10 protein-coding genes are annotated in these 10896 nt (G+C 64.1%); 3 read left to right on the forward strand and 7 right to left on the reverse strand.

The features are described from left to right. Positions 1–17: 17 nt before the first annotated feature. Together ACFQ2S_RS23600 and ACFQ2S_RS23605 are read left to right on the forward strand one after the other, a co-directional pair. Complete coding sequence (locus ACFQ2S_RS23600; RefSeq protein ID WP_386078856.1) at positions 18–860, forward strand: BtpA/SgcQ family protein; 843 nt, start codon at positions 18–20, stop codon at positions 858–860. After that, positions 853–1518, forward strand: a complete 666-nt coding sequence (locus ACFQ2S_RS23605; RefSeq protein ID WP_386078858.1) for a TenA family protein — start codon at positions 853–855, stop codon at positions 1516–1518. The genes ACFQ2S_RS23600 and ACFQ2S_RS23605 overlap by 8 nt, the downstream gene beginning before the upstream one ends. Here ACFQ2S_RS23605 and ACFQ2S_RS23610 read toward each other — a convergent pair. From ACFQ2S_RS23610 to ACFQ2S_RS23630, 5 genes are all read right to left on the reverse strand, one after another. Beyond that, on the reverse strand, positions 1488–2582 hold the full coding sequence (locus tag ACFQ2S_RS23610; protein WP_386078861.1) for a M20 family metallopeptidase: 1095 nt from the start codon (positions 2580–2582) through the stop codon (positions 1488–1490). The two genes, ACFQ2S_RS23605 and ACFQ2S_RS23610, sit on opposite strands and share 31 nt — an antisense overlap. Positions 2583–2711: 129 nt before the next feature. Next, on the reverse strand, positions 2712–5054 hold the full coding sequence (locus ACFQ2S_RS23615; RefSeq protein ID WP_386078864.1) for a nitric oxide reductase activation protein NorD: 2343 nt from the start codon (positions 5052–5054) through the stop codon (positions 2712–2714). A 10-nt stretch (positions 5055–5064) separates the two neighbouring features. Then, positions 5065–5874, reverse strand: coding sequence for a CbbQ/NirQ/NorQ/GpvN family protein (locus tag ACFQ2S_RS23620; RefSeq protein ID WP_386078867.1), 810 nt, complete (start codon positions 5872–5874; stop codon positions 5065–5067). 52 nt (positions 5875–5926) lie between these two features. After that, on the reverse strand, positions 5927–6283 hold the full coding sequence (locus ACFQ2S_RS23625) for a ribulose bisphosphate carboxylase small subunit (RefSeq protein ID WP_386078869.1): 357 nt from the start codon (positions 6281–6283) through the stop codon (positions 5927–5929). 67 nt (positions 6284–6350) lie between these two features. Continuing rightward, positions 6351–7781: a form I ribulose bisphosphate carboxylase large subunit gene (locus tag ACFQ2S_RS23630; RefSeq protein ID WP_386078872.1), complete on the reverse strand. Its 1431-nt coding sequence runs from the start codon at positions 7779–7781 to the stop codon at positions 6351–6353. A gap of 101 nt (positions 7782–7882) precedes the next feature. Here ACFQ2S_RS23630 and ACFQ2S_RS23635 point away from each other — a divergent pair, with 101 nt between their 5' ends. Further along, positions 7883–8803, forward strand: a complete 921-nt coding sequence (locus ACFQ2S_RS23635; RefSeq protein WP_386078874.1) for a LysR family transcriptional regulator — start codon at positions 7883–7885, stop codon at positions 8801–8803. A gap of 17 nt (positions 8804–8820) precedes the next feature. Here the strand turns inward: ACFQ2S_RS23635 and ACFQ2S_RS23640 are convergent, their stop codons facing one another. Together ACFQ2S_RS23640 and rpe are read right to left on the reverse strand one after the other, a co-directional pair. Further along, a complete protein-coding gene (locus ACFQ2S_RS23640) occupies positions 8821–9537 on the reverse strand; it encodes an HAD-IA family hydrolase (protein WP_386078877.1) in 717 nt (238 codons plus the stop codon). Positions 9538–10188: 651 nt separating this feature from the next. Next, positions 10189–10884: a ribulose-phosphate 3-epimerase gene (gene rpe, locus ACFQ2S_RS23645; RefSeq protein ID WP_386078879.1), complete on the reverse strand. Its 696-nt coding sequence runs from the start codon at positions 10882–10884 to the stop codon at positions 10189–10191. Positions 10885–10896 lie beyond the last annotated feature (12 nt).

Raw genomic sequence — 10896 nt, forward strand, 5'->3', positions numbered from 1 at the left:
TACCGAAAGGTCATGACATGCAACTCATATCCGACCGGACTTCCGGTGCGATAAGAGATATCTTCGGGCGCGACAAGGCGTTGATTGGAATGATCCATTGCCCGCCCTTCCCCGGCGCCCCCCGCTACCGCGGCGAGACGCTGGACGAAATTTACGACGCCTGCATGCGCGATGCCGAGCGGCTGGTCGCCGGCGGGCTGCACGGGCTGATCGTCGAGAACCATGGTGACATCCCCTTCTCCAAGCCCGAGGATATCGGCCCGGAGACCCCGGCCTTCCTGTCGGTCGTGACCGACCGGATCAAGCGCGCGTTCGGCGTTCCCATGGGGATCAACGTGCTTGCCAACGCGCCCCTGCCGGCGCTGGCGACCGCGGTTGCGGGGGGCGCCGATTTCATCCGGGTGAACCAGTGGGCCAATGCCTATGTTGCCAATGAGGGCTTCATGGAAGGCCGCGCCGCCGAGGCGCTGCGCTACCGGGCGCTGCTCAGGGCCGAACGGGTGAAGATCTTCACCGATGCCCATGTGAAGCACGGCAGCCACGCCATCGTCGCCGACCGGCCGATCCCGGAACTGACCCGCGATCTCGCCTTCTTCGACAGCGACTGCATCATCGCCACCGGCCAGCGCACAGGCAACAGCGCCACGATGGAAGAGATCGAGGAGATCGGAGGCGCGACCCACCTGCCGCTGCTGGTGGGCTCCGGCGTCACCGAGGCGAACATCCTCGACATCCTGAAGCGGACCAACGGCGTCATCGTCGCCTCCTCGCTCAAGGAAGGCGGCGTCTGGTGGAACCCGGTCGATCCCGCGCGGGTGCAAAGCTTCGTGGCCGCGGCGAGCGAGGGGTTGGATGACTGAGCACCTCACGGACCGGATCCTGGAGGAAAACGCCGCGGTCTTTTCCGCGATGATCTCCCATCGCTTCGTGCAGGATATCGCAGCGGACGAGTTGCCGGCGGCGGTCTTTGACCGCTACCTGCTGATCGAGGGCGCCTTCGTCGAGACGGCCATGGCGATCTTCGGCTATGCGGTCGCGAAGGCGACGGACCTCGAAGACAGGCGCAAGCTGATCGGCACGCTGGACGCCCTCGCGAACGAGCAGATGGCGTATTTCGAGACCGCGTTTGCACAGCGCGGCATCGCGCCCGACGCCGCGCTGCAGGCCGATCCGCGCGTGGCGGCCTTTCGCGATGGGATGCTGGAGATCGCCCGGGACGGGGATTTCGGCGCCATCGTCACCGCGATGTTCGCCGCCGAATGGATGTACTGGACTTGGTGCACCGCCCTGAGGGACGCCGCGATCACCGACCCCATGGTGCGCGACTGGGTGGACATGCACGCGGCCCCCGGCTTCACTGCCCAGGCCGCCTGGCTCCGTGACCGGCTCGATGTGCTCGGCGCCGACATGACGGAGGCGGAGCGCGATGCGACGGTGCGCCTGTTCGGCCGTGTCCAGCAGCTCGAGATCGACTTCCACTCGGCGGCTTACGCGGACTCCTCGATCAGCGCCGCATAGATCTCCACGGCCTCGTGAAGACGCGCCGTGCTGACGTATTCGTCGGTCCGGTGCGGCTGATCCGGCGCGCCGGGCCCGAGGATCATCACTTCGGGCCCGCCCATCGCCGACTTCAGTATCGAGGCGTCGGTGAAATAGGTCGCACATTCCGGACCGCCCTCGCGCCCGGTGATCGCGCGCACCCGCTCGGCGGCCCCGGCGAACCATGGCGAGGCCGGGTCCGTCCAGACCGAGGGCAGGTCCAGCAGGGTCTCGATCTCGATGGCCGCATCGCACAGCGCGCGCACCTTTTGCGTGAGCGCCTCATGCGTAACGCCTTCGACCGACCGCAGATCCACCGTCAGTTCGCAGAGATCGGGCACGGAATTGACGTTGATCCCGGCGCGGATGGTCCCGAGATTGCAGGTCGCCCGGCCCATCTGCGGATGGCTCACCGCGGGATCGAAGGCGCACAGGCGCCGCAGTGTCTCCGCCATCCCGGCGATGGCGTTCACCCCGAGTTCGGGCGTGGCTCCATGGGCCGTCTGCCCGCGCGAGACGAGGTTCAACCACAGGGCGCCCTTGTGGCCGGCCAGCGGGTTATTGTCGGTGGACTCGCCCACAATGACGGCCCGCGCCTGCGGCAGGTCACCGGCCTCCGCAAGCCAGCGCGCGCCGTCACACCCCGTCTCCTCGCCGGCGGCCAGCACGACGGAGACCGGCGCATTGCTGCGTGCGGCAGCGACGAGGAAAGCCGCCACGCCGCCCTTCATGTCGCTGCTGCCTCGTCCGAAAAGCCGGTCGCCCTCCACCACCCCGAGATGCGCCGGCCGGCGCCAGTCAACGCGCCCCAGCGGCACGGTATCGAGATGGCCGCTGAAGCACAGCCCCGGGGCGGCCCCGCGTTGCGCGACGAGGCTGGCGCGGTTCTGGCCGTGATCCACGATCCGACATTCGAAACCGGCCCGCGAAAGGAGTTGCGCGCAGTATTCGGCGGCCTCCCTCTCGCGCCCCGGCGGGTTGACCGTGTCGAAGGCAATCAGGCGTTGGGTGATCGCGGTGACGTCGGTCAATGTCGAGTTCATGCGCACGAGGCTCCGGTTCTGGTGGTCCCCCGGCAATCCTTAACGGCACGGCCGCACCGGCACCACACCCCAGATCCACGGCCCCACTCGACACGTCACGCGGCACCGGCCACGCGGTATCCTGCGGGCTCAATGCGTCAAGCTTGCGAAAAGGTTCGGCAGTTTCTCGGGCAGGCGCTCGACATGGTCGACAATCGTGTAGTTGTTCTCGCCGAAAATGCGTTTGACGTAGCTGTCGGCGTTCGGATCGAGCGTCAGGCAATAGGTCGTGACACCCCTCGAAGCGAGCTCCTCCACCGACTTCCGCGTGTCGTGTCGAAGGTGCTGGGGATCGCGCTCGTCGATATCGGCGGGTTCGCCATCTGTCACAAGCAGGATCAGCTTGCGCCGCTCGGGCTGTTTCAGGAGTTCCTGGCCCGCATGGCGCAACGCCGCGCCCATTCTGGTCGACAGTCCCCCCCGCATCCCGTCCAAGCGCGCCTTCGCCTCGTCGTCGAAACGCTGATCGAAGTTCTTGAAGCGATAGTAATGCACGTCGTGGCGGCCGTCCGAGACGAAGCCATGTATCGCAAAGGGGTCCCCTATGCCCGCGATCGCCGTGGCCACCAGGGTGGCTGCCTCCCGGGTAAGATCGAGCACGGTCTTGTCGCTGCCGCGGGCCGGATCATTGGTGCTTTCCGACAGATCGAGCAGCACCGTCACCGCGAGGTCGCGGGAATGGACCACGTTGCGCATCGTTATTCGTGTATTGGGCTGCGCTCCCATGCGGATCGCGATCATTGCATCGACGGCCGCGTTGAGGTCTATCTCGTCTCCGTCCTCCATGCCGCGCACTCGGACCACACCTGCGGGCGTCAGCAGGTCGATAATCTGCCGGATGCGGCGCACGACGGGACGGTGATCGGCAAGGATATCGTCGACCCGTGCGGGATCGCCCCGCGTTGCCCGGCGTTCATAGACCGTTGTCCAGTCCGGCCGGTGCAGTTGCACCTGATAATCCCATTCGTTGTAGTGGAACGGCGCGGAAATCGGCTCTTTGCCCCACATCGCATTGAAGCTTGTCGTAGCCTCCCCGGCATCCTCGTAGGGGCGAAACTCGTCCTTGCAGACCCAGATTTCCTGCGCATCGTCCCCAGCCAGTTCCGCATCGACCTCGTGCGCCATTTCCATGACGGAGACGTATTTGCGCACCTGTCGCTGGCTGGCGGGGAAATATTCGGCGCCATGCGCGCGCCAATCGAATTCCTCGAAGGCCCAAACCATTCGATTGTCGTCGCGATAGGGAATACGGATCGTGTTCAGGATGCGCAGGCTGGGCACATCGCGTGTTGCTGCGAACACGTGGTAAAGTTCCAGACCGAGGGACCAGGAGAAACGGCTGTCTGCAGCATTTCGCTCTATCCCGACGTGGAACGTCGCGCCAAGGGCATCGAGCGCCGCATGGCCGGTCTCTGCCGCCGGGTCGTTCAGCAAGGCCGCAAACCTTTCGAGCCACAGGATCGTTTCGTGCTCGACGTCATCCGGTCGATCCAGTGTCAACAGCCGACCCCAGAGCTTTGACAGTCCGGGAAAGGCCTGAGCGGCCACCCATTCCACGCGCGCATCCTCGACCAGGCCGATGAAGAACATCTGGGCGGGCGTCAGTTGCTCGGAGGAGATCGCGTTGTCGCTGTACTGGATATGCGCGGCCTGATGCGCGGCCATAGCACGGTAGAGTTCGAGCCCGGACACATCGGCCAGATCGTCGAGCGCATCCGGCAGGTGCAAGACGTGATGTTCGATGTAGGGGCGGAAGCCCTCGTGATCGGCGGCGGTCGGTCGAAGGAAGAAGTCGCGTCCCCACAGCGCACGGAGATAGAAGTTCAACTTGCGGTGCGTATCGATGAAGAGCGTTCCGCGCCGCTCCTGCTGCAGGACCTTGCGGGAATCCGCGCTTTCCAACGCGAAGTAGCGCGTCAGGTTGGGCAGGTCGCGCCGGTAGGCCTCGGCGCCGAAGGTCGCCCAGCGGCGCAGTCCAGACAGCGTGAGCTTGGACAGCAACTCGTCGATATTGGAGAGCATTGGCCGCAGGCCTCGGGCGGCCCTGGCCGAGAGCGAATGGATCAGCGCCAGATAGCCGCGCAGCAATTCCGGGTCGCCCAACCGCCGGGCGGCAGTGGGCAGCGACGAGAAGAGCAATGCAATGACCTCGCCTGAGGTCATCGAACTGAGTTTCATCGCGGCCGTGAGGCAGTCGCGGATCACGTCCTCGCCGCATTCCTTTGCAACCAGGGGTATGTTCTCAAGCCACGCAAAGACGAGATCGTAGCCGCGGCCGAGGTTGCACAGCCCGCGCGCGCCTTCCATGTAGTCTGACAAGCCGGCCGGGCTCATCACCCGCGCCGCATCGTGAAAGACCGGCTCGATCGTCTCGATCAGCTCGGGCGGCGCCTTGGCGAAGCAGTCGAGGTAATCGTCGAGGGAGATCGTCATTCCGGCGGCCTCAGACAAAGAAGGTTTCCACCGCCGCCTGCAGTGTCTGGCGCATGTCCGGATCATCGGTCAGCGGCGTGACCAGTGTCATCCGGCAGGCGGCCACGGGATCCACTCCTTCGGCGATCATTTGCCCGGCATAGACGAGCAGGCGGGTCGAGATGCCTTCGTCCAGACCATGCCCCTTGAGGTTGCGCGTTCGGTGGGCGACCTGCACCAGCTTGCCTGCGGTCCCGGCATCGACGCCGGTTTCCCGCGCCACGATCTCGGCTTCCGGTTCCGCGTCGGGATAGTCGAAATCCAGCGCCGCGAACCGCTGCTTGGTGGATTGTTTCAGGTCCTTCATCAGCGACTGGTAGCCAGGATTGTAGCTGATCACGAGCTGGAAATCCGGATGCGCTTCGAGCAACTCGCCCTTCTTGTCGAGTGGCAACTGGCGGCGATGGTCGGTGAGCGGGTGAATGACGACGGTCGTGTCCTGCCGGGCCTCGACCACCTCGTCGAGATAGCAGATCGCGCCGATCCGCGCGGCGGTGGTCAGAGGGCCGTCCTGCCAGACGGTCCCATCCTTGTCGAGAAGGAAGCGACCGACCAGGTCGGAAGCGGTCATGTCCTCATTACAGGCCACGGTGATCAACGGTCGGCCCAGCTTCCAGGCCATGTATTCGACAAAACGGGACTTGCCGCAACCCGTCGGCCCCTTGAGCATTACCGGCATCCGGCGGGCATAGGCGGCCTCGTAGAGAGCGTCTTCTCCGGCGGTCACCCGGTAGAAAGGTTCGGCGCCGACTCGGTATTGCTCGATGTTCTGAACGTTCATGTTCCATTCCCCGACATTTCCGGCCCGACGTTTGCGGGCCGGGGACGCGTCATCAGACCGGCTTGCCGCGATAGACGACCATTTCCGCGCCCTTGGATTGGGTGTAATTGTCGAACCCGACGAGCCGGACGTGGTTGTTCGGATGCGCCTGGTGGCAGGCTTCGGCCTCGGCAAGGATCAGGTCCACATCGGTCTCGCCGAACATCGGCAGTTTCCACATGTACCAGTAATGGCCGAAAGCGTTTTCGGGCTCCGTATGTTCGATGGCGGGGTTCCAGCCCTTTGAAACGATGTACTCCACCTGCTTTCGGATGCTGTTCGCGGCCATTTCCGGCAGGTAGGAGAAGGTTTCGAACTTGCGGCTGCTCACGTCGGAGAGGGACGACTGATAGTCCTGCATCGTGCTCATGATTGGGTCCTCTTGAATCTTTGCTCTGGCCGGCCCGGGTGCTGGGCCGGCGGGGATGTCGGAAAGTTCAGCGGTGCTGGACGTCGAGCTTGTCGACCGTGTCGAACTCGAACTTGATCTCTTTCCAGGTTTCCATCGCGGTGGCGAGCTCGGGACTCGACTTGGCGGCGGCGGTCAGGATGTCTTTGCCTTCAGTCTCCAGCTCGCGTCCTTCGTTGCGGGCCTGAACGCAGGCCTCGACCGCCACGCGGTTCGCCGCTGCCCCCGCCGCATTGCCCCAGGGATGGCCGAGCGTGCCGCCGCCGAACTGAAGCACCGCGTCGTCGCCGAAGATGTTGACCAGCGCCGGCATGTGCCAGACATGAATGCCGCCCGAGGCCACGGCGAAGGCGCCGGGCATGGAGCCCCAGTCCTGGTCGAAGAAGATACCGCGAGAGCGGTCCTCCTTGACGAATTTCTCGCGCAACAGGTCGATCCAGCCGAGCGTGGAGGCACGGTCGCCCTCCAGTTTGCCGACAACGGTGCCGGTATGCAGGTGGTCGCCGCCCGAAAGGCGCAGCATCTTGGTCAGCACGCGGAAATGGATGCCATGATTGGGGTTGCGGTCCAAAACGGCGTGCATGGCGCGGTGGATATGCAGCAGCATCCCGTTGTCGCGGCACCAGTTGGCGAGGCCCGTGTTGGCGGTGAAGCCTCCAGTGAGGTAGTCGTGCATGATGATCGGCGCGCCGATCTCCTTGGCGTATTCGGCCCGCTTGTACATCTCTTCCGGCGTCGGCGCGGTGACGTTCAGATAATGGCCCTTGCGCTCGCCGGTCTCGGCCTCGGCCTTCTGGATCGCTTCCATCACGAAGTCGAAACGCTGGCGCCAGCGCATGAAGGGCTGGGAGTTTACGTTCTCGTCATCCTTGGTAAAATCGAGACCGCCTCGCAAGCCCTCGTAGCAGGCGCGACCGTAGTTCTTCGCCGAGAGTCCGAGCTTGGGCTTGATCGTGCAGCCAAGCAGCGGGCGGCCATATTTGTTCATGATATCGCGCTCGACCTGGATGCCGTGGGGTGGGCCTCCACAGGTCTTGATATAGGCGATTGGAACCCGGACATCCTCCAGCCGCAGCGCGCGCACCGCCTTGAAGCCGAAGACGTTACCCACCAGCGAGGTCATCACGTTGACGACGGAACCCTCCTCGAAGAGGTCGATCGGGTAGGCGATGAAGGCGTAGAAGGCCTCGTCGCTGCCCGGGACGTCCTCGATGGCGTAGGCACGGCCCTTGTAATAATCGAGATCGGTCAGCAGGTCGGTCCAGACCGTGGTCCAGGTGCCGGTCGAGCTTTCGGCGGCCACCGCGGCGGCGGCCTCCTCGCGGGGTACGCCTTCCTGCGGGATGATCTTGAAACAGGCCAGGAAATCGGTGTCCTTGGGCAAGTATTCAGGCGTCCAGTAGGTCTCCCGGTACTCTTTCACGCCTGCGTTGTAGGACCTGACATCATCTTTGGGCATCTCGAAACTCCCTCCCTTGGCTCGAGCCTTGCCAAGAGGGTAAAGAAACTAATAATTAGAAGAAAATTGATTGTTCTTATATTTAGTATAGACTTTTATCTATGATAAAAATCATCACGCCAACATTCCAGCAGATGCGCCTGTTCGAAGCGGTTACCCGCAACGGATCCGTCTCGCGGGCAGCGGAAGAGGTGCATCTCTCGCAGCCATCCGTCTCCATGCAGGTGAAGGCCCTCGAAGAAAAAATCGGCTTGCCGCTGACCGAAAAGGTCGGGCGGGAGCTACACCTGACCGCTGCCGGCGCCGAGGTTGCGGCAGCGTCTCGCGATGTCCTTTCCCGAATCTCGGACATGCAGGCTACGCTCGAAGACATGCACAGGGAGGTCGCAGGTCCGCTCTCTGTCGCGGCCGTTTCCACGGCGAAATACTTCCTTCCCCAGGCGCTTGGACAGTTCAAGCGGCGCTTCCCGAGGGTCGAGCCGCGTCTGCAATTCACCAACCGCGAGACCGTTCTCGCCCGAATTGCGGATAACGCCGACGACCTTTATGTCACTGGCCGCCCGCCGGAAGGCGAGGCGGTGGTGGCGGAGCCATTCATGGAAAACCTGATTGTGCTTGCCGCATCGGCCGATCATCCCCTCACGGCGCAACGCAACACCCCGTTGGCCCGGGTCGCCCAGGAGCCGCTCATCGGGCGCGAACGCGGCTCCGGCACCCGGCTGGCGGTCGAAGAGATCTTTGCGGCCGCCGGCGTGGAAATATCGCCGCTCATGGAGTTCGACGACAGCGAAGCGATCAAGCAGGTCGTGGCCTCCGGCTTCGGTGTCGCCTATCTTTCGCTCAGCTCGCTGCGGCTGGAACTGGCCGCCTCCACGATAGCAGTCCTGGACGTCGAGGGATTTCCCCTTCATAGGCAGTGGTTTGCAGCACATCGCAAAGGCAAGCGGCTGACCAATGCAGCGCGCGCCTTCCTCGATTTCCTGCGCGAAGAGGGAGACTGGAGAGCCGCCCCGCCACTGTAGGGTCGCGCTCCCCTGCCTTATGCGGCCGGATGTCGGGCAGCGGGGGCCAGCGTCATGCGGAGTTCCAAAGGAAGGGTCTCGGGGCGCAGATCAGGCAGGAGCCAATCGGCCTCCGCGAATGCCTCGTCTCGCGTGTAGGCCGAGGACGTCACGACCGTGCGCAAACCAGCCTCCCGGGCAGACAAAAGCCCATTGCGGCTGTCCTCGAATGCAAGTGCATCGCAGGGTTTCAATCCAAGCCGTTTCAGCGCGAGTTGGTAGACATCCGGTGCAGGCTTCTTCGCAGCGACCTCGTCCCCGGCAGCGATCACGTCGAACATATCGCTCGCAAGGCATCCCCAGCACGCCACGCAGAGCGCGTCGACATTGGGCCGGTTGGTCGTGGTCGCCACGGCAAGGGACATCCCAGCCTGGCGCGCCTGCGCCACCAGTTCCCGCACGCCCGGACGCAGGGAAAGACCGCCGTCAGCGATGATCTCCGCGTAGCGGGCCGTCTTGTGCCTGTGCAAGGACGAGATGACGTGATCGCCAAGGAACTCGCTGCCACTCTCCACGCAATAACGTCGGATACGCTCCTTGCCGCCCGTTGTGCGCAGGAGCAAGCCATATTCCTCGCGCGACCAGTGCCATCCGAGCCCGGCACATGCGAAACTATCGTTGAATGCCTGGCGATGCGCCTCCTCGGTCTCCGCGAGCGTCCCATCCACATCGAAGATCAGCGCCTTGAGGCTCATGCCGCGCTCCCCGGGAAAGCCGCGACCAGTCCGGGTAGCGGCGCGGAGTTGTGAAGACGGACCGTCGCATCCATGCTGTCGGGGCCGGACTCGTTATTCCCCTGCGTGAAAAGCAGGAAAGGGACGCCGGCTCGCCGTGCTGTCCCTGCGTCGATCGCTCTTTCCCCGACAAGAAGTGCAGGTTCGTCGCCCAGGGCAGTCAACGCCTCATGGAACGGCGCAGGGACGGGATTCCGGACCAGCGAATTGTCGTCGCCGATCACCACCTCGAAGCCCCCCGGCGGATCCAGACACACGTGAGCAGCCCGCGCCGGCGCCAGCGGCTTGTCGGTTCAGATCCCCAGCCAGTACCCGTCTGCCGCGAGCCGCCCGGGTGGTTCGGGGACACCGGGGCTGGTCCGGGTAAGAGACGAGGCTTCACGTAGTCCCGCAGGAAGAGTTGGAGCAGAGACGCCTGTTCGCTGTCGGGAATGCCGAGGGCCATTCGCCTCCGCCGGAGGAAGGCAGCCGCGCTCCGGCCGATGAAGTTACGCGCCGCCTGGAGAAAGAGTGGGGCAAACCCGGCCTCGGCAAGTATCCTGCTGGCGACGCCGTGAAGGTCCGGTGCGCAGTCGGCCAGGGTCGCTTCGAGATCGAAGACGATCAGAACCATCAGGCCGCATTTCCGATTGCCATAGCCGCGGCCCGGATCGCTCGGATGTTGTCGCCATAGGCGCCTGGGTTGTCGACAGACCCACCGCGGAACACCGCCGATCCTGCAACCAGAACATCGGCGCCGGCCGAGGCCACCAGCGGCGCCGTGGTCGGGTCGACCCCGCCATCGATCTCAATATGGATCGGACGGTCCCGGATCATCTCGCGCAGGCGGCGGATCTTGGCCGTCATGTCGATGAATTTCTGCCCGCCAAAGCCGGGATTCACCGTCATCACACAAATCAGGTCTGTCAGGTCGAGCAGATGCTCGACCGCCTCCGCCGGGGTGCCGGGGTTGAGCGCGATGCCGGGCTTCATCCCCGCGCCCCTGATCGCCTGCAGGGTGCGGTGAATATGGGGCGTTGCCTCGACATGGGCAGTCAGAACATCCGCGCCGGCATCGGCGTAAGCCTCGATATAAGGATCGACCGGTGCGATCATCAGATGCACGTCCATCACCGTTGTCACATGGGGACGGAACGCCTTCACCGCGGGCGGACCAAACGTCAGGTTGGGGACGAAATGGCCATCCATGACGTCGATGTGGACCCAATCGCATCCCTCGGCCTCGATCGCGCGGATCTCCGCTCCGAAATTTGCAAAATCTGCGGAGAGGATGGACGGGGCAATCTTGATGGAACGGTCGAAAGGCATGGAAACCTCCTG

Source organism: Tropicimonas aquimaris (assembly GCF_042676185.1).
Taxonomy (GTDB): domain Bacteria; phylum Pseudomonadota; class Alphaproteobacteria; order Rhodobacterales; family Rhodobacteraceae; genus Tropicimonas; species Tropicimonas aquimaris.

What these genes read in the sequence shown, in the direction of transcription:
- ACFQ2S_RS23635 (WP_386078874.1), top strand. Translation starts at nt 7,883, where the DNA reads ATGATAAAAATCATCACGCCAACATTCCAGCAGATGCGCCTGTTCGAA.
- ACFQ2S_RS23600 (WP_386078856.1), top strand. Translation starts at nt 18, where the DNA reads ATGCAACTCATATCCGACCGGACTTCCGGTGCGATAAGAGATATCTTC.
- ACFQ2S_RS23625 (WP_386078869.1), bottom strand. Translation starts at nt 6,283, where the DNA reads ATGAGCACGATGCAGGACTATCAGTCGTCCCTCTCCGACGTGAGCAGC.
- ACFQ2S_RS23615 (WP_386078864.1), bottom strand. Translation starts at nt 5,054, where the DNA reads ATGACGATCTCCCTCGACGATTACCTCGACTGCTTCGCCAAGGCGCCG.
- ACFQ2S_RS23630 (WP_386078872.1), bottom strand. Translation starts at nt 7,781, where the DNA reads ATGCCCAAAGATGATGTCAGGTCCTACAACGCAGGCGTGAAAGAGTAC.
- ACFQ2S_RS23640 (WP_386078877.1), bottom strand. Translation starts at nt 9,537, where the DNA reads ATGAGCCTCAAGGCGCTGATCTTCGATGTGGATGGGACGCTCGCGGAG.
- rpe (WP_386078879.1), bottom strand. Translation starts at nt 10,884, where the DNA reads ATGCCTTTCGACCGTTCCATCAAGATTGCCCCGTCCATCCTCTCCGCA.
- ACFQ2S_RS23620 (WP_386078867.1), bottom strand. Translation starts at nt 5,874, where the DNA reads ATGAACGTTCAGAACATCGAGCAATACCGAGTCGGCGCCGAACCTTTC.
- ACFQ2S_RS23605 (WP_386078858.1), top strand. Translation starts at nt 853, where the DNA reads ATGACTGAGCACCTCACGGACCGGATCCTGGAGGAAAACGCCGCGGTC.
- ACFQ2S_RS23610 (WP_386078861.1), bottom strand. Translation starts at nt 2,582, where the DNA reads ATGAACTCGACATTGACCGACGTCACCGCGATCACCCAACGCCTGATT.